Annotated in this window: 8 protein-coding genes; all 8 read right to left on the reverse strand. The window is 69.9% G+C overall.

The window, feature by feature from the left end:
- Positions 1-11: 11 nt before the first annotated feature.
- Positions 12-20,747 carry a non-ribosomal peptide synthase/polyketide synthase gene (locus ABTV10_RS19395; protein ID WP_499029487.1) on the reverse strand — a complete coding sequence of 6,912 codons (20,736 nt, stop codon included), beginning with the start codon at positions 20,745-20,747 and terminating at the stop codon, positions 12-14.
- 373 nt (positions 20,748-21,120) lie between these two features.
- Positions 21,121-21,312 carry a pyridoxamine 5'-phosphate oxidase family protein gene (locus ABTV10_RS19400; protein WP_499029489.1) on the reverse strand — a complete coding sequence of 64 codons (192 nt, stop codon included), beginning with the start codon at positions 21,310-21,312 and terminating at the stop codon, positions 21,121-21,123.
- Positions 21,313-21,381: 69 nt separating this feature from the next.
- Positions 21,382-22,137, reverse strand: a complete 756-nt coding sequence (locus ABTV10_RS19405; RefSeq protein ID WP_433606612.1) for a FadR/GntR family transcriptional regulator — start codon at positions 22,135-22,137, stop codon at positions 21,382-21,384.
- Positions 22,138-22,449: 312 nt separating this feature from the next.
- Positions 22,450-23,643 carry an acetyl-CoA C-acetyltransferase gene (locus ABTV10_RS19410; RefSeq protein WP_433606615.1) on the reverse strand — a complete coding sequence of 398 codons (1,194 nt, stop codon included), beginning with the start codon at positions 23,641-23,643 and terminating at the stop codon, positions 22,450-22,452.
- Complete coding sequence (locus ABTV10_RS19415; RefSeq protein WP_433606618.1) at positions 23,636-24,289, reverse strand: CoA transferase subunit B; 654 nt, start codon at positions 24,287-24,289, stop codon at positions 23,636-23,638. Before ABTV10_RS19415 ends, ABTV10_RS19410 begins: the two co-directional genes overlap by 8 nt.
- A complete protein-coding gene (locus tag ABTV10_RS19420) occupies positions 24,286-25,032 on the reverse strand; it encodes a CoA transferase subunit A (protein ID WP_433606620.1) in 747 nt (248 codons plus the stop codon). Before ABTV10_RS19420 ends, ABTV10_RS19415 begins: the two co-directional genes overlap by 4 nt.
- Positions 25,033-25,890, reverse strand: coding sequence for an HpcH/HpaI aldolase/citrate lyase family protein (locus tag ABTV10_RS19425; RefSeq protein WP_433606622.1), 858 nt, complete (start codon positions 25,888-25,890; stop codon positions 25,033-25,035).
- The gene (locus tag ABTV10_RS19430) at positions 25,887-26,354 is read right to left on the reverse strand and encodes a MaoC family dehydratase (RefSeq protein WP_280758848.1); all 468 of its coding nucleotides are present in this window, start codon (positions 26,352-26,354) and stop codon (positions 25,887-25,889) included. The genes ABTV10_RS19425 and ABTV10_RS19430 overlap by 4 nt, the downstream gene beginning before the upstream one ends.
- Positions 26,355-26,356 lie beyond the last annotated feature (2 nt).

Below are 26,356 nucleotides of genomic sequence, written 5' to 3' on the forward strand. Positions count from 1 at the left end.
TCCGAACGCGATCACTCGATTCCGCCCTCACCGTCGGCCAGCGCCGCGGCGTCGACGATCATCTTGCCGATCACCGCGCCGTAGCCCTCGGCACCGAGCGCCGGCAGGATTCCCGGCAGCAGACCCGACAGCGCCACGGTCATCAGCGCCTCGGGCTTGAGCGCGCCGCCCGTCGCCTTCGCCGTCGTGTCGATCTTGGCGTGCAGGTCGCCGAACGTGACGTCGGTGCCTGCGTGCGAGACGGCCACCGTGTCGGGCGCGACCCGGGCGGCGCTTGCCACCAGTTCGGGCAGGTCCTCGACCGTCAGCTCCCTCTTCGGCGCGAGCGCCTCGCGCTCGGCGTCGGTGGTGACGTCGATGGCCCGCAGCACGATCGCCGGGTTGTCGGTCACCGCGTCGAGGATCCTCACGAACCGCTCACCGAACGCGGCCACCGTCTCCTTGTCGAACAGGTCCGTCGCGTACGTGAACATCGCCCGGAACCCGGTGAGCGCACCGTCGGCGCCGAACTGTTCCACAGCGGTGAGCTGCAGATCGAACTTGGCCTGGTCGTCGCCGAGGTCGAGCGCCGACACCTCGAGGCCCGGCAGGGCGAACGTGCCGGTGTCCATGTTCTGGAACGTCAGCATCACCTGGAACAGCGGGGTGTACGCGCTGGACCGCCGGACGCCGGCCGCCTCGACCACCTGCTCGAACGGCACGTCGGCGTTGCCGAATGCGGCGAGGTCCTGCGTCCGCGCGTGCGCCAGCAGGTCCACGAACGACGACGCCGGTTCGACGCGGGTACGCAGCGCCAGCGTGTTGACGAACATGCCGATCAGGTCGTCCGTCGCGGCCTCACCGCGACCGGCGACCGGCGTGCCGATCGTGACGTCGTTCGAACCGCCGAGCCGCGACAGCAGCACCGCGAGCGCCGCATGGAACACCATGAACGTCGTCGCCCCCTGCTCGCGAGCCGTGTTCTCCACGCGCGCAGCCAGCTCCGCGTCGATGTCGATGTCGACGGAGGCGCCGGCCATCGACGGCCGGGCCGGGCGCGGGCGGTCCGTCGGCAGCGCCGACAGCTCGGGAGCATCCTTCAGTTCGTCCGCCCAGTACGCGATCTGACGCGACACCGCCGCATCCGGGTCGGACTCGTCACCGAGCACCTCCCGCTGCCACAGGCTGAAGTCGGCGTACTGCACAGCCAGCGGCTGCCACTGCGGTGCACCGCCGTCGACGCGCGCCACGTACGCGAGCATCACGTCCCGGATGAGCGGTCCCATCGAGAAGCCGTCGGCGCTGATGTGGTGCGCCACGAACGCGAGGACGTGCTCACCCGCGGCCAACGCGAACAGCGCGGCACGCACCGGCACCTCGGCCGTGACGTCGAAGCCACGTCCGACGAAGTCGGTGAGCCGGTCGACGACCTCGGCCTCGGTGACCGTGACCGGATCCAGCCGCGGCACCGCCTGCTCGACCGGAACCACGTGTTGGACAGGGCCGTCGGCAGTGTCCGGGTACATCGTGCGCAGCACCTCGTGCCGAGCGATCACGTCGGCGACCGCGCCCCGCAGGACATCGACGTCGAGCGCGCCGGACAGCCGGACCGCCACCGGAATGTTGTAGGCCGACGACGCCGGATTTACCTGGTTCAGCGTCCACATCCGCTGCTGCGCCAGCGACAGCGGAACCCGGTCGGGGCGTGGCCGCGCCGTGAGAGGGGCCCGTGCCCCGCGGCCCACGAGCGGTGTCACCGCGGCGACGACCCCGGCCACCGTGGAGTCCTCGAACACCACGCGCACCGGCACCTGGGTGTCGAGTGCGGCGCCGAGTCGGGCCACCAGCTGCGTCGCGACGAGCGAGTTGCCGCCGAGCGCGAAGAAGTCGTCGTCCAGGCCGACCTGCTCCACCCCGAGCACGTCCGCGAACGCGCCCGCGACGATCTCCTCGAGCGCCGTGTTCGCGGCCCGGAAGTCCCGGGCCTCGAAAACCGGCGCCGGGAGCGCCTTACGGTCGAGCTTGCCGTTCGCGTTGAGCGGCAACGCCTCGAGGGCCACGAACGCTGACGGCACCATGTACGACGGCAGGGTCCGCGTCAGCTCCGCCCGGACGTCCTCGATGTCGAGGTCCACGCCGGCCGCGGGCACCAGGTAGGCGACCAGACGGTCGCCGGTGCGGTCGTCGCTGTGTGCCGTGACCGCGGCGGCCGCCACCACCGGCAACTCCCGCAGCGCGGCCTCGATCTCGCCGAGCTCGATGCGGAAACCGCGGACCTTCACCTGGAAGTCGGCGCGCTCGACGTACTCGAGTTCTCCCGAGAGCTTCCATCGGACCACGTCACCGGTGCGGTACATCCGCTCGCCGGTGCCCCACGGGTTCGCGACGAACCGGTCCGCGGTCAGGTCGGCCCGGCCGAAGTAGCCGCACGCCAACTGCGCACCGGCGAGGTACAGCTCGCCGGTCACGCCCGCGGGCACCGGACTCAGCCGCGAATCCAGCACGTACACCTGGGTGTTCCACTCGGGGACACCGATCGGGACGACGGTGGTGTCGGCGGCGGTCACCTCGTGGTGGGTCACCGACACCGCGGCCTCGGTGGGGCCGTACAGGTTGTGCAGCGTCGCACCGTTCCGCTCCCGGAACGCCTGGGCGGTGGCCGCCGGCAGCGCCTCGCCGATCGCGAAGATGTGCCGCAACGACGACGGCAGCACCCCGTCCGCGGTGGTCAGCAGCATCGAGAGCATCGACGGCACGACGTGGAACGCGGTCACCTGCTCGTCGCGCAGCACCTCCAGCAGGTAGCCGGGGTCGCGGTGCCCGTCCGGTGTCGCGATGACGAGGCGACCACCGCACGTCGTCATCGACCAGAACTCCCAGACCGAGAGGTCGAACGTGGCCGCGGTCTTGAGTAGAGCCGCGTCCGACGCACCCAGGTCGTATTCGTCCCGCATCCAGCGCAACTGGTTGACGATCGCGGCGTGCGGGACGGCGACGCCCTTGGGCCGGCCCGTCGAACCGGACGTGAAGATCACGTACGCGGTGTTGTCCGGCCGCAGCGGTGCACGACGTTCGGCGGCCGCGATCGGCGCGTCGGATACCGCGCCGAGGTCCAGCGTGTCGATCTCGACGATCGGCCACGCGGTCGCGGTGACGCCGTCGCGCGAGGTCGTCAGGACGCACACCGGCCGGGCCGCGTCCAGGATGTAGCCGGTCCGCTCGGCGGGCTGGTCCGGGTCCACCGGAACGTAGGCGCAGCCGGTCTTGGTGACCGCGTACATGGCGACCAGCAGGTCCACGGATCGGCGGATCGCCAGGGCCACCGACGATTCCGGACCGACACCGCGCCCGATCAAGTGCCGCGCGAGACGGTTCACGCGCGCGTCGAACTCTGCGTACGTGAGGCTCTCGTCACCCGCGACCAGCGCGACGGCGGCGGGTGTGGCGGCGACCTGCGCGTCGAACAGGTCGACCAGCGTCGCCGCCTCGGACCGTCGGGCGGTGGCGTTCCAGCCGGTCAGCAGCTGCGCACGCTCGTCGGCGCCGAGCAGGTCGACATCGCCCACCGGGAGCGTCGGCTTGACGACGACGGTCGCGAGCAGCCGCGCGAACCGGTCCGCGAAGGCACGGACGGTCGGCTCGTCGAAGAGGTCGGTCGCGTACGTCATGGACGCCTTCATCCCGACCGGATCGCCGCTGTCGTCGTAGCGGTCCTCCACAATGAGGTGCAGATCGAACTGCGCCACACCGGATTCCACCTCGGCCACGTCCACGGTGAGCCCCGGCAGTTCGAGGCTGCCGCGATCGTGGTTCTGGAACGAGAAGCCCACCTGGAACAGCGGATGCCGGGCGGTGGACCGTGCCGGGTTGAGGACCTCGACCAGGCGTTCGAACGGAACGTCCGCGTTCGCGAACGCCTGCAGGTCACCCTCGCGGACGGCCGCGAGTGTGTCGACGAACGAGCGTCCGCCGTCGATCCGGGTTCGGAACACGAGCGTGTTGACGAACATGCCGACGAGGTCGTCGAGCGCGGACTCGCCGCGCCCCGCGATCGGGGTGCCGACGGCAATGTCGTCGCTGCCCGAGAGCCGCGACAGCAGCACCGCGAACGCCGAGTGCACCGCCATGAAGACCGTCGCGTTCCGGCTGCGGGCCAGGTCGCGCAGACCACGGTGGGTCGGGGCGTCGATCTCGAACTCGACCAGCCCGCCGCGGAACGACTGCACCGCCGGACGCGGGTGATCGGTCGGCAGGTTCAGCTGATCCGGCAGATCCGCGAGACGCTGGGTCCAGTACGAGAGCTGCTGCGCCGACAGCGATTCCGGATCGTCCTCGTCACCGAGAACCTCGCGCTGCCACAGCGCGTAGTCGGCATACTGCACCGTCAGCGGCGCCCAGCCGGGTGCGTGCCCGGTCGAGCGCGCGGCGTACGCGGTCATGACGTCCCGCGTCAATGGCGCGAGGGACGCGCCGTCGGCACTGATGTGGTGCACGACCATGCCGAGCACGTACTGGCCGGCACCGGTTCGGTACAGCTCTACCCGGATCGGGACGTCCGTCGTCACGTCGAAGCGGGTCGACGCGAGGCCGCGCAGCCGCGCGGGCACGTCGCTCGGGTCGACGTCGATCGCCGCGAGCGCGAGCACGGCCCGGTCGGCAGGCAGGATCACTTGCTGCGGGCCGTCGTCCGTAGCCGGGAACACCGTGCGCAGCGACTCGTGGCGGGCAGTGACGTCGGCCACGGCCTGTTCCAGCGCCGCCACGTCGAGGTCGCCGGACAGTCGCAGGGCCATCGGGATGTTGTACGCGGTCGATTCGGTGTCGAAGCGGTTGAGGAACCACATGCGCTGCTGCGCGAGCGACAGCGGAATCCGCTCCGGACGGGTCCGCGCGACCAGTTCCTCACGGCCGCCACCGGACTGCTCCGCCAGCCGCGCCGCGAGCGTCTCCACCGTCGACGCCTCGAACAGCTCCCGCACCGGCACCCGCGCATCCAGCGCCGCACCCAGACGCGCCACGACCTGCGTCGCGACCAGCGAATTACCGCCGAGCGCGAAGAAATCGTCGTCCAACCCGACCCGGCCGAGGTCGAGAACGTCCGCGAACACACCCGCGACGATCTCCTCCACCGGCGACGTCGGCGCACGGAACTCGCGCACCTCGAACACCGGCTCCGGCAACGCCCGCCGATCCAACTTGCCCGACGCGTTCAACGGGAACGCGTCCAACACCACGAACACCGCCGGCACCATGTACGACGCCAGAGTCCGCGACAGCTCCGCCTTGACCGCATCCGTGTCGAGCGACGCGTCCGCCACCACATAGGCAACCAGCTGTTCCGACTTCACCAACACCACCGACTGGGTGATCTCCGGCAGCGCCACCAGCGCCGCCTCGACCTCACCCAGCTCGATCCGCAGACCACGCAGCTTCACCTGGAAGTCGGTGCGGCCCAGGTACTCCAGCTCACCCGCGGCCGTCCACCTGACGAGGTCACCCGTGCGGTACATCCGCTCACCGGCGGTCCCGAACGGGTTCGCCACGAAACGGTCCGCCGTCAGATCGCCGCGGCCGAAGTAGCCGCGCGCCAACTGAGTTCCGGCCAGGTACAACTCACCGGCCACACCGGCGGGTACCGGGCGCAGACGGGCGTCGAGCACGTATGCCCGACTGTTCCACACGGGCGATCCCATCGGGACGCTCGAACCGATGGTGCCCGCGACCGGCCGCGCCGTGGCGTGCACGGCAAACTCGGTCGGGCCGTACAGGTTGTGCAACTCGGCACCGTTCACCGCGGCGAAGGCCTCGGCCGCCGCGGTCGGGAACGCCTCACCGGCCACCAGCACCGCACGCAGCGTCCGGCAGTCGCCCTCGGCCAGTTCCGCCGTGAACGCCGACAGCATCGACGGCACGAACGACGTCGTCGTCACCGCCTGCTGCTCGATCACGCGCTTCAGGTACGCGGGATCGCGGTGCCCGTCCGGGGCGGCGATCACCAGGCGGCCACCGACCGCGAGGGTGCCGAACAGCTCCCACAGCGACACGTCGAACGTGAACGGCGTCTTCTGCAGCACCACATCGGCCGCGGACAACCCGTACTCGGCGCACAGCCAGCGCACCTGGTTGACGATCGCCGCATGCCCGACCGCGACACCCTTGGGACGACCCGTCGAACCGGACGTGAAGATCACGTACGCGGCGTTGTCGGGCCGCAGCGGCGAGCGCCGCTCGGCATCGGTCACCGGGGCATCCGAGAACGCCGCCACGTCGACGGCATCGAGGTTCACGATCCGCTCGGTGGCGGGCAGGTCGGCACTGTCACGCGAGGTGCTCAGCAGCAGCACCGGGTTCGCCGTCTCGAGGATGTACCCGTTGCGGTCCGCCGGCTGATCCGGATCCACCGGAACGTATCCACCACCGGCAGCCAGCACCGCGTACATGCCCACCAACAGATCCAGCGAACGGCGCATCCCCAGACCCACCAGGGAATCCGGGCCGACACCGGCTTCGATCAGGAAGCGGGCCGTCCGGTGCACCCGGGACGCGAACTCGCCGTAGGTCAGCGACACGCCCTCGAAGACGAGGGCCGTCGCTTCCGGCGTCCGGGCCACCTGTTCCTCGAACACGTCGACCAGGGTCGACCCCTCGACCGCGTGCCCGGTCGCGTTCCAGCCCTCGAGGACCCGCGACTGCTCCGCACCGTCCAGCAACTCGACGTCGCCGACGATCGCCGCAGGATCCGCCGTCACCGACTCGAGCAGGCGCACGAAACGGTCCCCGAACGCCCGCACCGACGACTCGTCGAAGAGATCGGTCGCATAGGTGAGGTCGACCACGTATCCGGTCGCGGAAGGCTCGACGGTCACCTGCAGGTCGAACTTCGAGACAGCCGCGTCGAATTCGACGGCGGAGACGCTCAGACCGGGCAGCTCGAGCGATGCGCGGTCCAGGTTCTGGAACGCCAGCATCACCTGGAACAGCGGGTGGCGCCCCTGCGACCGCTCCGGGTCGAGGATCTCGACGAGCCGCTCGAACGGCAGGTCGGCGTGCTCGAACGCCGCGAGATCGGTGCCGCGGACCTGTCCCAGGAGGTCGGCGAACGACTGTCCGCCGTCGACCTCGGCCCGCAGGACCAGCGTGCCGACGAACATGCCGATCAGGTGGTCGAGTGCTGCCTCGCCGCGGCCCGCGACCGGGGTGCCGATCACGATGTCGGAGGTGCCGCTCAGCCGCGCCAGCAGCACCGACAGCGCCGCGTGCACCACCATGAACGGTGTCGCACCGTGTGCACGGGCCACCGACTCGATCGCAGTGTGCAGCTCCGTGTCGATCGAGAACCGATATGACGCCCCACGATTCGACGCGATCACCGGACGCGGACGGTCGGACGGCAGATCCAGCTGCTCCGGCAGGTCGGCGAGCCGCTCGGTCCAGTACGAGACCTGCGCCGAGATCAGCGACTCCGGATCGTCCTCGCCGCCGAGGACCTCGCGCTGCCACAGCGCGTAATCGGCGTACTGCACGTCGAGCGGTGCCCACGAGGGGACGTCACCGGTCGACCGCACCGCGTAGGCACCGATGATGTCGCGGGTCAGCGGTCCCATCGAGAAACCGTCCGCCGCGATGTGGTGCACCACGAGGACCAGCACGTGCTGGTCGGATGCGAGCCGGAACAGCTTGGTGCGCAGCGGGATCTCGGACGTCAGGTCGAATCCGGCCGACGCCAGCTCGTCGATGCACGCGACAAGTTCGGCCTCGGTCACCGACTCGGACACGCAGTCGATCGCGGCCTGCTCGGCGGGCAGGATGGTCTGCGTGCCGACACCGTCGACATCCGGGAACACCGTGCGCAGCGACTCGTGACGTGCGACGACGTCGGCGAGCGCGGTCCGCAGAGCCTCTACGTCGAGCGCCCCGGTGAGCCGGATCGCGACCGGAATGTTGTTCACGGCCGAATCGGGCTCGAACCGGTTGAGGAACCACATGCGCTGCTGCGCCAGCGACAACGGAATCCGCTCCGGGCGCGGCCCGGCCGTGAGCGCCTTCCGCGCTCCCCCACCGATGAGGGACTGCACCTGCCCGGCAAGGACTTCCACTGTCGACGCCTCGAAAAGCACCCGCACTGGCACCCGCGCATCAAACGCCGCACCGAGGCGCGAGACCACCTGCGTCGCGACCAGCGAATTGCCGCCGAGCGCGAAGAAGTCGTCGTCCAGACCGACCCGGTCGAGGTCGAGAACGTCCGCGAACACACCCGCGATGATCTCCTCCACCGGCGTCGTCGGCGCACGGAAGGTCTTGGCCTCGAACACCGGCTCCGGCAGCGCCTTCCGATCCAACTTGCCCGACGCGTTCAACGGGAACGCGTCCAGCACCACGAACACCGCCGGCACCATGTACGACGCCAACGCCTTCGCCAACTCGGCCTTCGCGACCTCGGCATCGAACGGCCCGTCCGCCACCACGTAGGCAACCAACTGGTCCGACTTCACCAACACCACGGACTGCGCGATCGACGGCAGTTCGAGCAGCGCCGTCTCGATCTCCCCCAACTCGATCCGCAGACCCCGCAGCTTGACCTGGAAGTCGGTGCGACCGATGTAGTCCAACTCACCCGAGGCGGTCCACCGCACCAGGTCACCCGTGCGGTACATCCGCTCCCCGGCGGCACCGAACGGGTTGGCCACGAACCGATCCGCCGTCAAATCACTGCGACCGACGTACCCGCGCGCCAACTGCGCACCCGCCAGATACAACTCACCCGGAACACCCACCGGCACCGGCGACAGCCGACCATCGAGGACGAACACCTGCGTGTTCCACACCGGCGCACCGATCGGCACGCTCGCCACGTCGGCCTCAGTCACCTCGTGGAACGTCACATCCACCGCGGCCTCGGTCGGACCGTAGAGGTTGTGCAGCACCGCACCCGGCACCACGTCACGCACGCGTGCCGCGGTCTGCGCGGGCAACGCCTCACCCGACGCGAACACCAGGCGAAGCGAATCCACCCCGGCCACCGCAGGGTCGGCCACGAACACCGACAGCATCGACGGCACGAAATGCGCCGTCGTCACCGACTCCTCCACCATCACCCGCGCCAGATACGCCGGATCCCGATGACCGTCCGGGGCGGCGATCACCAGACGCGCACCCACCTGCAACGGCCAGAAGAACTCCCACACCGACACATCGAACGTGAACGGCGTCTTCTGCAGCACCGTGTCCGCCGAACCCAGACCGTACTCGGCCTGCATCCACACCAGACGATTCACGATCGCCGCATGCGACACCGCCACCCCCTTCGGGCGACCCGTCGAACCCGACGTGAAGATCACGTACGCCGCGTTGTCCGGTCGCAGCAACGCGCGGCGTTCCCCGTCCGTGATGGGCGCATCCGAATACATCGAGACGTCGACGGTGTCGATGTCCACGACCGTCCCGGAGACGGGCAGACCCGTACGGTCCCGCGAGGTACTGAGCAGCAGAACCGGATTCGCGGTCTCCAGGATGTAGCCGTTGCGCTCCGCCGGCTGATCCGGATCCACCGGCACATACCCACCACCGGCAGCCAGCACCGCGTACATGCCCACCAACAGATCCAGCGAACGGCGCATCCCCAGACCCACCAGGGAATCCGGGCCGACACCCTCCGCGATCAGGAAGCGGGCCGTCCGGTGCACCCGGGACGCGAACTCGCCGTAGGTCAGCGACTCACCCTCGAACACGAGGGCCGCCGCATCCGGTGTCCGGGCCACCTGCGCCTCGAACAACTCCACGAGCGTCGCGCCCTCGACGGCGTGACGGGTGTCGTTCCAGCGCTCGAGGACCAGCACACGCTCCGACGCGTCCACGAGGTCGACATCGCCGACCGCGATGGACGGGTCCGCGGTCGCGGCCTCGAGCACGCGCACGAACCGTTCCCCGAACACCCGAATCGTCGACGCGTCGAACAGGTCGGTGGCGTAGGTCAGTTCGACGGAGAGCCCCGCGGCTGACCCGGACTCCTCGATCGATTCGGCGACCGTCACCTGCAGGTCGAACTTCGCTGCGGCGGCGTCGAGATCGATCGCGGACACCGACAGCCCCTGCAGTTCGAGCGCCAGCGGGCCCAGGTTCTGGAACGTCAGCATCACTTGGAACAGCGGATGTCGGGCCTGCGACCGAGCCGGATCGAGGACCTCGACGAGGCGCTCGAACGGGACATCCGCGTGCGCGAACGCGGCGAGGTCGATCTCGCGCGTCCGGGCCAGCAGGTCCTCGAACGAACTGCCGCCGTCCACGTCGGTGCGCAAGACGAGGGTGCCGACGAACATGCCGATGACGTCGTCGAGTGCCTGCTCTCCGCGACCGGCGATCGGCGTGCCGATCGCGATGTCCGACGTCCCGCTCAGCCGCGCCAACAGCGCCGCCAGCGCCGCGTGCACCACCATGAACGGCGTCGTGTTGGTGCGCTGCGCCAGCGCCACGATCGCCTGATGTGTCGCATCGTCGATGGTGAAGCGGTGGGTCGCGCCCCGTCCGGATGCGACCACGGGCCGCGGCCGGTCCGCAGGGACGTCGAGCTGCTCGGGCAGCCCGGCGAGCCGGTCCGCCCAGTACGAAATCTGCTGGGAGATCAGCGAATCCGGGTCGTCCTCGCTGCCGAGCACGGCCCGCTGCCACAGCGCGAAGTCGGCGTACTGCACCGTGAGCGGCGCCCACGCCGGGGCGCTCCCCGCGCAGCGCGCGGTGTAGGCGACCATGATGTCGCGGGTAAGCGGTCCCATCGAGAAGCCGTCGGCCGCGATGTGATGGACGACCAGCGCGAGCACGTGCTCGGTGGGGCTCAGCTCGTACAGTGCCGCCCGCAGCGGCACGTCGCGCGTCACGTCGAACGCCGACCGCGCGAGATCGTCCAGCGCGGAGGCCAGTTCGTCGGCGGCGATCGCGATCGGCTCGAGCGCGATCGCGGCCCGGGACGGCGGGAGAATCACCTGGCTGCCGACTCCGTCGACCTCCGGGTACACGGTGCGCAGCGACTCGTGCCGGGCGATCACGTCTGCGACCGCCGCCCGCATCGCGGTGCGGTCGAGCAGGCCGGACAGCCGGACGGCGACGGGGATGTTGTTGCCCGCCGACGAGGTGTCGAAGCGATTGAGGAACCACATGCGCTGCTGCGCGTACGACAGCGGCACGACATCGGGTCGGGTGCGCGCGACCAGTCGGGTTCGGCCGCCGCTGCCGGCGACCTGCTCGATCCGTGCCGCGAGGGCACGGACGCTGGAGGCCTCGAACAGCGTGCGGACCGGGACCGAGGTCTCGAGCGCCTCACCGAGGCGGGCCACCGCACGCGTCGCGACGAGCGAGTTGCCGCCGAGTTCGAAGAAGTCGTCGTCGCGTCCCACCCGGGCGACACCGAGCAGATCGGTGAACACGTCGGCGACGATCTCCTCGATCGGCGTCTCGGGGGCCCGGAATTCGCGGGCCTCGAACTCGGGTTCGGGCAGTGCCCGACGGTCGAGCTTGCCGCTTCCGCTGATCGGCAGCTCGTCGAGCACGACGACGGCTGAGGGGATCATGTACGACGGCAGGGCTCGTCCCACCGCATCCTTCACGGCGACCGAGTCGATCGAGGCACCCCCCGCGGCAACGAGATACGCCACCAGCTGCTCGTGCTTGACCACGACCACCGCCTGTGCGACGACGTCCAGCCGGTGCAGAACGGCCTCGATCTCGCCGAGTTCGATGCGGAAGCCGCGCAGCTTCACCTGATCGTCGGCGCGGCCGACGTACTCGATCACCCGATCCGCGCCGGTCCGTACGACGTCACCGGTGCGGTACAGGCGCGAGCCGCGCTCCCCGTACGGGTTCGCGACGAACCGTTCCGCGGTGAGCCCGGCGCGCTCGTGGTATCCGCGGGCCAGGCCCGGCCCCTCGAGGTACAGCTCACCCGTCACCCCGGCCGGGACCGGGCGCAGGCGCGCGTCCAGCACGTAGGCGTTCGCCCCGCGGATCGCGCGCCCGATCGTCACGGGCTCGCCCGGCACGAGCGGGTCGGAGATGTTGGAGGCCACGGTCGCCTCGGTGGGCCCGTACGCGTTGAACATCCGCCGACCACCGGTCGCCCACCGGGCCACCAGATCCGCCGAACACGCCTCGCCACCGACCACGACCACACCGAGCGCGTCCAGGCCGGACGGATCCACCGACGCCAGCGCCGCCGGCGTCACGAACGCGTGCGTCACCCGATGGACGGCCAGAACGTCCGTGAGTTCCTGGCCGCCGTAGATCGACGTCGGCGCGACCACCATGGTCGCCCCCGCCCCGAACGCCATCAGCAGCTCGAGAATCGACGCATCGAAACTCGGCGACGCGAAATGCAATGTCCGCGAACCCGATCCGATGCCGTACCGCTCCACCTGCTCCGCCGCGAACGCCGCCAGACCGGCGTGCGTCACCACGACACCCTTCGGCACACCCGTCGACCCCGACGTGTAGATGACGTACGCCGGATCGGCGACGCGCAACGGGCGCACCCGATCGGCGTTCGACGGCCGGACCACCGACTGCTCGTCGAGCGCGGCGGACACCGCGGCGTCGTCGAGGACCAACCAGGGAATACCGTCCGGGAGGCCGGCGGCGTGCTCGGACGTGGTCACGCCCAGCACGGCACCCGAGTCCGACACCATGTGCGCCACCCGATCACCCGGGTAGTTCGGGTCGACCGGCACGAACGCGGCACCGGACTTGGCGACCGCCCACACCGCGGTCACCGATTCGACGGACCGGGTCAGCGCCACCGCGATGACGTCCTCGGGTCCCGCGCCGCGCGACACCAGCAACCGCGCCAACCGGGTGGACCGCTCGTCGAGCACGCGATAGGTGACCTCGTCGGTCCCGGAGACCAGGGCGAGCGCGTCGGGGTCGATATCCGTTGCAGCGGCCAGCAGATCCGGCAGCACCGCCGGTTCGGGAGCGGCGGGGGCGACCGGGCCGGTCAGCTGCGCGAACTCGTCGTCGCCGAGCAGGTCGATGTCGCCGACGACGACGTCGGGCGAGGCGACGACCGCGTCGAGAACCCGGAGGAATCGATCCGCCAACGCCCGCACCGTCGACTCGTCGAACAGGTCTGTCGCGTAGGTGAACTCACCCGACATTCCGTCGGCGAGACCGTTCTCGCCGATCGATTCCCGGAACGTGAACTGCAGATCGAACTTCGCGACCTCGGCGTCGAGTTCCACCTTGTCGATCGTGAGGCCGGGCAGCTCGAGATGGGTCGGGCCCAGGTTCTCGAACGAGAGCATCACCTGGATCAGCGGATGCCGGGCCGTCGAACGCGCCGGGTTGAGGATCTCGACGAGCCGCTCGAACGGGATGTCGGAGTGCGCGAACGCGCCCAGCGCGACGTCCCGCGCGTGGGACAGGAGGTCGGCGAACCGTGCGCCGCCGTCGACGTGGGTACGCAGCACGAGCGTGTTGACGAACATGCCGACCAGGTCGTCGAGCGCCTGCTCACCGCGCCCGGCCACCGGGGTGCCGATGGCGACGTCATCGGTGGCGGCAGATCGGGACAGCAGCACGGTCAGCGCAGCGTGCACGACCATGAACAGCGACGCGTTGCGTTCGTGCGCGAGCGCGATGAGCGCACGGTGCACGTTCGCCGGCACCGTGAAGTCGATCTTCGCGCCGCGGTAGGACTGCCGCGCCGGGCGAGGGCGGTCCGTCGGCACGTCGAGTTGGTCGGGCAGTCCGTCGAGGTGTGCGGACCAGTAGCGCGCCTGCTTCGCGACGATCGAGTCCTCGTCGTCCTCCGACCCGAGGATCTGCTGCTGCCACAGCGCGTAATCGGCGTACTGGACGGGCAGCGTCTCCCACACCGGCTGTCCCCACCGGATCCGCGCCTCGTACGACGCCATGACGTCGCGGGCGAGCGGCCCCATCGACCACCCGTCGGCACTGATGTGGTGGACGACGATCGCGAGGACGTGGTGGAAGGGGTCGACCCGGAACAGCGTGGCCCGCACCGGCGCGTGCGTCGTGACGTCGAACCCGGTGGACGCGAAAACCGCCATCGCACGGTCCAGTTCGTCGCCGTCGACGTCGATCGGGCTGAGGTTCGGGACGACACGCACGGCGTCGAGCACCACCTGGTGCGGACCGTCCTGCGAGTCGGGGAAGATCGTCCGGAGCGACTCGTGCCGGTCCAGCATGTCGACGAGCGCGACCTGCAGTGCCACGACATCCAGATCGCCCGTCAACCGCAGACCGAACGAGAGGTTGTAGGTCGCCGACTCGGGCTCGAGACGGTTGAGGAACCACATCCGCTGCTGCGCCAACGACAGCGGAACCCGGGCCGGGCGGTCCTGCGCCACCAGCGGCGCACGGCGACCCGCGCCCGCGTGCTGTTCCACCCGCACCGCCAACTGCTCGACGGTGGACGACTCGAACAGCACCCGCACCGGCACCGACGTGTCCAGCGCCGCCCCCAGGCGAGCGACCACCTGCGTGGCGATCAGCGAGTTGCCGCCGAGCGCGAAGAACTCGTCGTCCAACCCGACGTTCTCGGCGCCGAGAACGTCCGCGAGGACGTCGGCCACGATCTCCTCGACCGGCGTCCGCGGAGCCCGGAACGACTTCGCCTCGAACACGGGTGCGGGCAGCGCACGCCGGTCGATCTTGCCCGACGTGGTCCGCGGCAGTGCGTCGACCGGCAGGAACAGCGTCGGCACCATGTACGACGGCAGCCGCGACGACAGGTGGTCCCGCAGATCCGCCGGATCGACCGGGTCGCCGGCCTCGGTCGAGGGGACGACGTAGGCGACCAACTGGTCGCCCGCGCGCGGGTCGTGGTGCAGCGCCACCACGGCCTGGGACACCGAAACATGCTCGAGGACGGCCATTTCCACGTCACCGAGCTCGATGCGGAGACCGCGCAGCTTCACCTGGAAGTCGCTGCGCCCCACATACTCGAGCTCGCCGACACCGCTGGGCGTGACGATCCACCGCACGAGGTCACCGGTGCGGTACATCCGCTCGCCCGGCGCCCACGGGTCGGCGACGAAGCGATCCGACGTGAGATCGGGCCGGCGACGGTATCCGCGTGCCAACTGGGCACCGGACACGTACAGCTCCCCGACCACGCCGGCCGGGACGGGGTTCAACCGCGAATCGAGCACGCGGGCCCTGCTGTTCCAGACCGGAGCACCGATCGGCACCGCCGTCGACGCCGTCTCGGTGACGGTGCGACGGGTCACCTGGACCGCGGTCTCGGTGGGGCCGTACAGGTTGTGGATCGCGGCATCGCAGATGCTGCGGACCCGGGAAACCACTGCGGCGGTGAGTGGTTCGCCACCACAGAACACGTGTGACAGCGACACGCAGCCCTGTCGTTCGAGGTGGTCGGCGACGGCGTCGAGCACCGTCGGAACGAACTGCACCACCGTGATCGACTGCTCGGCGAGAATCCTCGCGAGATAGGCGGGATCGCGGTGACCGTCGGGCGCGGCGACGACGATTCGTGCGCCGGTTTCCAACGGCCAGAACAGCTCCCACACCGACGCGTCGAAGGTGACCGGGGTCTTGAACAGCACCGAGTCGTCGGCGCCGAGACCGTACTCCTCCTGCATCGACAGCAGCTGGTTGACCACCGCCGCGTGGGAAACCGTGACGCCCTTGGGCCGACCGGTCGATCCGGACGTGAAGAGGACGTAGGCGGCGTTGGCCGGGCGCAGCGGGCTCCGCCGGTCGTCGTCGGTCAAGGGCGCCGGCGACACCGTCGACAGGTCGAGGGTGTCGACATCCACCCGGCGGAGGTGCTGCGGCAGGTCGACGTCGTCACCGGCCGCGGTCAGGACACACGCCGGTGCCGCCGTGTCGAGGATGTGCGTGTTGCGTTCGATGGGCTGCTGCGGATCGATCGGCACGTAGGCGCCACCGGCAGCGAGCACCGCGTGCAGGGCCGTGAGCAGTTCGGGCGATCGCTCCATCGCCACCGCGACCACGGTCTCCGGTCCCACACCCAGCCCGATCAGGTGCCGCGCGAGGCGGTTGACGCGGCCCGCGAACTCCTCGTACGTCCACGAACCCGACTCGAAGATCACGGCGGGCGCGGACGGCGTCGTCGCGGCCTGCCGCTCGAACAGTTCGGGCAGCGTCACGGCGGGGACGTCGTGGGCGGTCCGGTTCCACTCGTCGACGACCTGCCACTGCTCGGTCTCGTCCAGCAGAGACACGTCACCCACGGTGAGCGCGGTGTCGGTGACGATCGCATCCAGGATGCGCACGAACCGCTCCGCGAACGTGGCGACGGTCGACTCGTCGAACAGGTCCGTGGCGTACTCGAGGACGGCACCGATCGCCGCGGGGGCGCCGGCATCGTCGAATGCCTCCGAAATCTGCAGCTGGAGATCGAACTTCGAGATCGGCACGTCCAGTTCGGCGGCGCCGGCCCGAACCCCGGCGAAGCTCAGGTCGCGCACGCCGGACACCTCGGCCGACAGCATGGCCTGGAACAGCGGGTGGCGAGCGGGCGAGCGCGTCGGTTCGAGCGCGTCGACCAGCCACTCGAACGGGACGTCCGCGTTGCCGTACGCCTCGAGGTCGTTGTCCTTGACCTCGCTCAGCAGGTCGGCGAACGAGATCGCCGGATCCACCTGCGTCCGCAACACAAGCGTGTTGACGAACATGCCGATCAGCCCGTCGAGCGCCTCGTCGCCGCGGCCCGCGACGGGGGTACCGATCGCGATGTCGGACGTCCCGCTGAGCCGGGACAGCAGCACCGCGTACGCCGCGTGCACGACCATGAACAACGTCGCGCCGTGTTCGCGGGCCACCTCCAGCAGGCGTGCGTGCGTCCCGGCGTCGATGTCGAAACGGAACTTGGCGCCGGCGTTGGACGCCACCGCGGGACGCGGACGATCGGACGGCAGGTCGAGCTGGTCCGGCAGGCCGGCGAGCGCGCGCGTCCAGTACGCGAGCTGCTGTCCGGCAATCGAGTTGGCGTCGGACTCCGATCCGAGCATCTCGTGCTGCCACACCGCGTAGTCGGCGTACTGCACGGGCAGCGGCGCCCACACCGGAGCCGAACCCTCGGCGCGCGCGGCGTACGCGATCATCAGGTCACGGGCGAGCGGGCCGAACGAGGATCCGTCGGCCGCGATGTGGTGCAGGACCATCGCGACCACGTACTCGCCATCGGACAGGCGCAGCAGCTCGATCCGGAACGGGGGCTCGGTCGTCACGTCGAAGCCGCGCGACGCGAGACGGAGCAGGGTCGCCTCGAGGTCGTCCGGCGTGGTCGCGACCGGTTCGAGTTCACGCACGACGTCACGCGCGGGGAGGATCATCTGCCTGGCGACGCCGTCGACCTCGGGGTAGACGGTGCGCAGCGACTCGTGGCGCTCGACCACGTCGGCGAAGGCGGCGGAGAACGCCTGCGGGTCGACCGTCCCGGACAGCCGGACCGCGAACGGCAGGTTGTAGACCGCGGTCGAGGAGTCGAACCGGTTGAGGAACCACATCCGCTGCTGCGCGAGCGACAGCGGGATCCGCTCGGGACGCGGGACGGAGCCGAGCGCGGGCGTTCCGGTGCCGCGCACCACCGTCGCGCCGGCACGTGCGGCCAGCGCCGCGACGGTCGACGCCTCGAACAGCTCACGCACGCCGAGCCGCACCCCGAGGGCGGCGCCGACGCGGGTCACGACCTGCGTCGCGACCAGGGAGTTGCCGCCGAGCTCGAAGAAGTCGTCGTCGAGTCCGACCTTCTCGATGCCGAGGACCTCGGCGTACACGGCGGCGACGGTCTTCTCGGCGTCGCTGCGGGGCGATCGGAATTCCTTGTTGCTGAGGAACATCGGCTCGGGCAGGGCCTTGCGGTCGAGCTTGCCGCTGGTGTTCAGCGGGAAGGCCTCGAGCACCGTGACCGATGCCGGCACCATGTACGCCGGCAGGGACCGGCCGGCGAACTCGGCCAGCTCCGACGGCACGATCGTGCGTCCGGGTGCGGGTACGACGTACGCCACCAGCTGGTCGCCTGTCGCGGTCGCCACCACGAGCACCACGGTCTGCGACACGTCGTCGTGCGCCAGCAGCACCGTCTCGATCTCGCCCAGCTCGATGCGCTGGCCGCGGAACTTCACCTGGAAGTCGGTGCGCCCGATGTAGTCGAGGGTGCCGTCGGCACGCCACCGGACGAGGTCACCGGTGCGGTACATCCGCTCACCGGCGTGACCGATGCCGTCGACGCCGCCGAACGGGTTGGCGACGAAGCGATCCGACGTGATGTCGGGTCGGCCGACGTAGCCACGGGCCAGCTGGTCGCCCGCGAGGTACAGCTCACCGGGCTGCCCGATCGGCGCGGGGCGCAGCCGGTGGTCGAGCACGTAGGCGCGGGTGTTCCACTCGGCCACACCGATCGGCACCGTCGTGGTGTCCTGCGGGCCGGACTCGTAGTAGGTCACCGACACCGCCGCCTCGGTGGGGCCGTACAGGTTGTGCAGGCCGGCCCCGCAGAGCTGCCGGAACTCGGCGGCGGTCTCCGGCGGCAGCGCCTCGCCGATGACGAACACGTCGCGCAGCGAATCACAGGATCCGGCAGGAGCATTCGCGACGAACACCGTCAGCATCGACGGCACGAAGTCGGTGACGGTCACCGAGTGCTCGGCGATCTTGTTCGCCACGTACACCGGGTCGCGGTGTCCGTCGGGGGTGGCCACGACCATCGCGGCGCCGACCCGCAGCGGCATGAAGAAGCCCCACAGCGACACGTCGAACGTGGTCGCGGTCTTCTGCAGGTAGACGTCCGACCCGGCCATCGGATACTCGTGCAGCATCCACTCGAGCTGGTTGTCGATTGCCGCGTGCGAGACGGCGACGCCCTTGGGCCGGCCGGTCGAGCCGGACGTGTAGATCACGTACGCCGTGTTGTCCGGGTGCAGCGGCGCGAGCCGGTCCGCATCGGTCACGGGTCGGGTGTCGAGCCCGGCGGGGTCGACCGCGTCGATCTCGATGGTGACGGTCCCGGCGGGCAGGTCGACCTGGTCACGGGCGGTGGTCAGGACACAGGCCGGCCGCGCCGACTCGAGGATGTACGACGTGCGATCGACGGGATGGTCCGGGTCGATCGGGACCCAGGCGCCGCCCGCCTTGACGATCGCGTACAGGCCCACGATCAGATCGAGCGATCGCCGGATGGACAGGCCCACAAGGGATTCCGGCCCCACGCCCCGGTCGATCAGGAGGCGCGCGAGACCTGTGGCCCGAGCGTCGAGCTCCGCGTACGTGAGTGAGCTGCCCTCGTAGACGAGCGCGGTCGCGTCCGGGGTGCGGGCCACCTGCTCGTCGAACGCCTCCGCGAGGTTGCGCCGCGGGACGCTGTGGTCGGTCCGGACCCAGTCGTTCAGGACGACCCGCTGCTCGAGATCGGTGCCGAGCGGGATCTCCCACACGGGCCGATCGGACGCCGACGCGACGTACCGGTCGAGGAACTCGACGAAGCGATCGTGGTTGCGCCGGGCCTCGTCGTCGCCGTACAGGTTGGGGTTGGACTCGAAGTCCACGTGTGTCGTGGTGCCCGCGATGCCCTGGTAGACGTTGACGCCGAGGTCCTCGATCAGACCGGTCGAGAGGATGTGCTGCTCACCGACCATGTCGCCGAACCGGAGTTCGGTGTGGAACATCATGATGTTCACCCAGGGACCGAAGAACGACGCCTGCCCGGCCGCGCCGGTGACGTCGCGCCGGATGTCCTCGTGCCGGTAACGCTGATGGCGCAGGGCGCCCGAGACCTCGGTGGCGACGCGACCGAGCAGTTCCGACACTGTCGTGCCCGGGGAGACCGTCAGACGCAGCGGCACGACGTTCGATGTCATGCCACCCGAGCGCCGCAGCACGGCCGTGGTGCGTCCGGTGACGGGCAGGCTGAGGACGACGTCCTCCCGCCCGGTCATCTGCGCGAGGTACGCCGCGAACGCCGCGATGACGACCGTCGCGATCGTCGTGTCCTCACGATCGAGGAAGGCGTCCATCCGGCCGGCGGTCCCCACCGTCAGGGCGGCGCTGTCGATCCGGCTCAGCGGCGCGGGCGGCGCCGCGCGGCCGGCGAGGCTCGTCGACTCCTCGACGCCGGACAGCCGTTCGAGCCAGTACTCGCGATCGGACGTGAAGCGAGTCGAGGCACGGTAGGTGCGATCGGCGTCGCACACCTTCTCGAGCGGCGACGCCAGGCAGACAGACGGCTCCGTCTCCGCCGTCTCGGCGCTGTACCACTCGGCCACCCGGTTGACGAACGTCGTGGCGCCGAAGCCGTCCAGGACGACGTGGTGCGCGCGGTTGTACCAGAAGTAGACGTCATCCTCGAGATGCAGGACGGCCCCGACGACGAGGCGGTCGCGCAGCAGGTCGACCGGCGCGCTGTAGTCGGCGCGCATCCAGGCGAGGGCCGCCGCACGCGGATCGATCTCCCCGCGCAGATCGACGTAGCGGGGTGTGTCGTCGAGGGTGGTGTCGACGACCTGGTGCGGTTCGGCGTCGATCTCGAGCAGCCGGACGTAGGCGGAACCGGTCTCCGCCGCCGCACGGGACGTGGCCCGATGCAGGCGGGCGATGTCGAGGTCGCCGTGGAGCTCGACGTACTGCGCGATGTTGGCCGGCACAGAGGGGTCGACATGTTGCGCGAACCACATGCCGAGCTGTGCCTGGGAGAGCGGGAACGGTCGCGACGCACCGTCGTGCGTGTCGCCCCCGAACGAGCTGTCACCCTCTAGTCCACCGACGCCTAGCGAGTCCAAACCCTAGCCTTTCTACCCACCGTCACACGCCCCCGCGCGCGTCGAAGGATCGACCCGCGGCGGACACCGAGCACATCTGTCCAGCCGAGCCCGCCGCAGGACCGGAACAAACGACCGGAACGGCCCGCGCTCGGGGTTATATCTGCTGATCGGACCTGGTTCGTTACAGCAGGGAACACCGGCTGACGCCGGTCACCGAGATGAGGGAGAGTCGGTCAACCACGAGGACCGTGATCGAACACACTCGCCGCGCCCCGGTCTGTCCGAGGCGGTCACGTGCGGCGGTCGATCACCGGTTTTCCTGGGCTGAGCACCCGCAACAATCTACAGGGTCGTTCCGCCAGAACCCATTTACGTCCGGTGCAGTGGGCACTCATCCGGTGACGTCGAGCGCCGCGATCACCTTGGTCGGACGCACCCTCACCACGAGCTCGCCGGGCACTCCGTTGCGCCGACCGAACTCGGCCGACCGCTCGTCGCCCATGTACCGGCGCCCGATCTCGGTCGCCACCCGCACCAGTTCGTCGGGGTCCGTGGACAGGACGGCGTCACCCTGAATCTGCACGAAGGCGTACGGGGGCTCCTCGAGATCGGCGCTACCAGCGGCCGCCTGCCGGGTTCGAAGGATCGTCTCTCAGGAGAGAATTTCGACGAGTGTCGTCGCCGAGTCCCCCACCATGTACTTCTCGATCCCGTCCAGATTCTTGTGCCAGAAGTTCTGCGCCTCGACCGCGTCGCCGCTGCGCAGGTAGGCCAGCAGCTTCGTGTAGGCGCGCTGCGCGGCGCGAGCCGCCGGTCGGTCGTGGTCGTCGCCGTGAGAGGCGATGAAGAGCGAGTTGTGGGCGTCGATGATGTGCGCGAGCATCCCGGCGAGCACCGAGAGCGTCTCGTTGCCGGCCAGGTCGACCAGGCTCTGGTGCAGCTGGACGTCGTGGTGCGCGAACGCGGCCGCGTCGCCGACCAGGTCGGCGCCCCGCGCGATCGACTCCGCGAGCTTGTCCAGCTGTTCGGAGTGCCCCGGTCCAGCGAGCACACCGACCGCGGTCACCTCGAGCGACGCGCGGGCACGGTAGACGTCGACCAGCGGCGTCCCCTTGTACTGCAGCAGCAGGCCGGTGTACCGGGCCGCGACCGACGGGTCCGGCGCCATCACCCGGGCGCCGCCGCGCGCACCGCGCAGCACCGTGATGATCGACTCCGACTCGAGGATCCGGAACGCCTCGCGCAGCGTGGGACGCGACACCCCGAACTGTTCCATCAGGACCGATTCGTTCGGCAGGGGATCCCCGGCACCGAGTTCACCGGTGATGATCCGGCGACGCAGGTTCGCGGCCACGAGCTCGCCGGCCTTGGGCACCCGCACCACAGTCGATTTCGATCCGACCGTCACGTTGTCCCTCTCCTCGCCTCCGGTCCCGACGATCGCCCGGACTCGTACCGATGAAGGGTACAAGGGTTTAGTTGTTTCCTCCCCTTCCGACGGCCATTCCGTCGGTGGCAACCGTCACCCCCGAGCGGAAACGATGTTACCGGCCGGTAGCGAGTGGCTGTCGCTGTGCAGTTGAACGTGCCCGATGACAGCGCCTGCACGTCGCATCGCGATGGGCGACGTCAGCGTCAATGGGACGCTGGTGCCGGCTTCGAGCCCCCACGGATGTGGGCCCGAAGCCGGCGCAGGTGCGGGCTTCGTGAGACGACCGGCTCACCGCACCCGCAGGATGAGTGCGTCGCCCTGGCCGCCGCCGCCGCACAGCGCGGCCGCGCCGACACCGCCGCCGCGACGGCGCAGCTCGAGCGCCAGGTGCAGCGCGATGCGGGCACCGGACATCCCGAGCGGGTGCCCGATCGCGATGGCGCCGCCGTTGACGTTGACCTTCGCCGGGTCGATGCCGAGCTCGCGGGTCGACACGATGCCGACGGCGGCGAACGCCTCGTTGATCTCGACCAGGTCCAGATCCGTCGGGTCGATCCCCTCACGCTCGCAGGCACGGGCGATCGCCCGCGCCGGCTGGGACTGCAGCGTCGAGTCCGGTCCGGCGACCACACCGTGGGCACCGATCTCGGCGATCCACTCGAGACCCAACGCCTCGGCCTTGGCCTTGCTCATCACCACGACCGCGGCCGCGCCGTCGGAGATCTGCGACGCGGTGCCGGCGGTGATCGCACCGTCCTTCGCGAACGCCGGACGCAGCTTCGCCAGCGACTCGACGGTGGTGTCCGCGCGCACGCCCTCGTCGGTGTCGACGACGACGGGCTCGCCGCGGCGCTGCGGGATCGTCACCGGCACCACCTCGTCGGCGAACAGCCCGTCCTTCCACGCGCGGGCCGCCCGCTGATGCGAGGCCGCCGCGAACGCGTCCTGGTCCTCGCGACTGACGAACCGCGCGTCCCTGTTCTCGGACTCGGTGAGGTTGCCCATCGGCTGATCGGTGAAGATGTCGTGCAGCCCGTCGTAGGCCATGTGGTCGCGCAGGGTGACGTCGCCGTACTTGAAGCCCTCGCGGCTCTTCTCGAGCAGGTGCGGGGCCCGCGACATCGACTCCTGGCCGCCGGCGACGACGATGTCGAACTCGCCCGCCCGGATCAACTGGTCCGCCAGCGCGATCGCGTCGATACCCGACAGGCACACCTTGTTCACCGTGAGCGCGGGAACGCTCATCGGGATGCCCGCCGCCACCGCGGCCTGCCGGGCCGGCATCTGGCCCGCGCCGGCGGTCAGGACCTGCCCCATGATCACGTACTCGACCTGCTCCGGCGCGACACCGGCCTTCTCGAGCGCACCCTTGATCGCGACCCCGCCGAGGTCCGAACCCGACAGATCCTTCAAGGTTCCCAGCAGTCGCCCGACCGGGGTCCGGGCCCCGGCAACGATGACAGAGGTTGGTGCACTAGACATTTGCTTGCTCCTCCAAGTCGACGATCAATTCGGCGCCGGTCGCGGCCTGCACCTGCTCGACGGTGACGTCGGGTGCGAGTTCCCGCAGCACCAGCCCGCTGTCGGTGACGTCGATGACGGCCAGGTTGGTGATGATCCGCTGCACGACGGCCTGACCGGTCAGGGGCAGCGTGCACTGCTCGACGATCTTGGCGCCGCCATCGCGGTCGGTGTGTTCCATGACCACGATGACGCGCCGGGCACCGTGCACCAGATCCATGGCGCCGCCCATGCCCTTGACCATCTTGCCCGGCACCATCCAGTTCGCCAGGTCCCCGGTCCGGGAGACCTGCATGCCCCCGAGGACCGCGGTGTCGATGTGGCCGCCGCGAATCATGCCGAACGACAACGCCGAATCGAAGAACGCCGCACCCGGGTTCACCGTCACCGTCTCCTTGCCCGCGTTGATCAGGTCGGGATCGACCGCATCGTCGCTCGGGTAGGGGCCGGTGCCCAGGATGCCGTTCTCCGAGTGCAGCACCACCTTCACCCCCTCGGGCAGGTAGTTCGGGATCAAGGTCGGCAGCCCGATCCCCAGGTTGACGTACTCGCCGTCGATCATCTCCGCCGCGGCGCGCGCGGCCATCTGCTCACGTGACCAGCTCATGCCGACACCGTCCGCTTCTCGATTCGCTTCTCCTGCACCCCGGTATGCACCACACGCTGGACGAACACCCCCGGCAGATGCACCTGCCCCGGATCGATCTCGCCCGGCTCCACCAACTGCTCGACCTGCGCGATCGTCACCCGCCCCGCCATCGCGGCGAGCGGGTTGAAGTTCATCGCGGTCTTGTTGAACACCAGATTGCCCTCGGTGTCCCCGACCTCGGCGTGCACCAGCGCGAAGTCGGCGACGATCGACTCCTCGAGCACGTACGTCTTGCCGCCGAACTCGCGGGTCTCCTTCGCCGGCGACGCGACCGCGACCGACCCGTCCGCGTGGTAACGCCACGGCAGCCCGCCGTCGGAGACCGGGGTCCCCACACCGGCCGGCGTGTAGAACGCGGGGATCCCGGCACCACCGGCCCGCATCCGCTCGGCCAGGGTGCCCTGCGGCGTCAACTCCACCTCCAGCTCACCCGACAGGTACTGGCGCGCGAACTCCTTGTTCTCACCCACGTACGACGCGGTGACCCGACGGATCTGCCCGGCCGCCAACAGGATCCCCAAACCCCACTCGTCGACACCGCAGTTGTTGGAGAACACCTCGAGCCCCGACACACCCCGCTCGGCCAACGCGCCGATCAACTCCGTGGGGATGCCGCACAGACCGAAACCGCCCACCGTCAACGACGATCCGTCTGCAATGTCCGCGACGGCCTCCGCCGCCGAATTCCACAGCTTGCTCATCTACTCACGCTCCTCGCTGCGGACGCCGCTGCGCCGCACTATCTCCTCCGCATGTCGCAATACCGGTGAATCCACCATGCGACCCTCGAACGCGAAGACGCCGCGCTCTCGGGTCGCCGCAGCGAGAACCCGCTCGGCCCAACCCAACTGCTCCGCGGTGGGTGCATACGCCCGCCGGATGACATCGATCTGACTCGGGTGGATCGCGACCTTGGCGTCGAACCCGACCGCGACGGCGTCCTCGCATTCCTCACCGAGCCCGGTCAGATCCGGAATGTCGAGGAACACCGAGTCGAGCGCGAATCTGCCGTGGGCCTTCGCGGCAAGCAGGGCGGTCGACCGGACGTGCCGGGCGACGTCCCGGTAGCCGCCGTCGGCGCGGCGGCTCGACGCTCCGCCGAGGGCCGCGACGAGGTCCTCGGCGCCCCACATGACGCCGACCGCGTTCTCGGCGCGCACCGCCTGCTCGATCGCCAGTGCGCCGAGCGGTGACTCGACGAGCGCGATCACCGACAGCGGCGCGAGATCGAGGACCTGGTCCACGGATTCACACTTGGGCAGCATCACCGCGGTGTAGGGCGTGCGGTCCAGCACCGCGCAGTCGAGTGCATAGTCGTCGGTGCCGTGCGCGTTCACCCGCACCACCGTGCGGTCCGGGTCCAGCGGGACGTCGACCAGCGCCCGGCGGGCCGCCTCCTTGTCCGCCGGCGCGACGCCGTCTTCGAGGTCGAGGATGACGACGTCGGCCGCCGCCGCGGCTTTCGCGAAGCGTTCGGGGCGGTCGGCCGGGCAGAACAGCCACGCCGATCCGGGAACCGTTCCGGCCCAGATGCTCTCGGTGTTCAGCGCGTCGCTCATGCCGGCTTCTTCCGCACCAGGGTCTTGCGAACTGCGGTCGCCACGACGTCGCCGTGCTGGTTGCGGCCGGTGTGTTCGAAGGTCACGATGCCCTCCCCCGGTCGACTGCGGGACTCGCGCAGGTCGGTCACGACCGTCTCGGCGTACAGCGTGTCACCGTGGAAGAGCGGCTTGGGGAACGCGATCTCGGAGAAGCCGAGATTCGCGACGATGGTGCCCTGCGTCAGTTGCGCCACCGACAGACCGACGAGGGTGGACAGCGTGAACATCGAATTCACCAGCCGCTCCCCGAACTGCGTCTCGGCGGCGAACGCGGCGTCGAGGTGCAGCGCCTGGGTGTTCATCGTGAGCGTCGTGAACAGGACGTTGTCGGCCTCGGTGATGGTGCGCCCGGGCCGGTGCGCGTACACCACCCCGGTCTCGAACTCCTCGAACCACAGCCCGCGCTGGACGATCTTGCGCATCG

Source organism: Paraburkholderia sp. RHO2 (assembly GCF_050955445.1).
Lineage (GTDB): Bacteria > Actinomycetota > Actinomycetes > Mycobacteriales > Mycobacteriaceae > Prescottella > Prescottella agglutinans_A.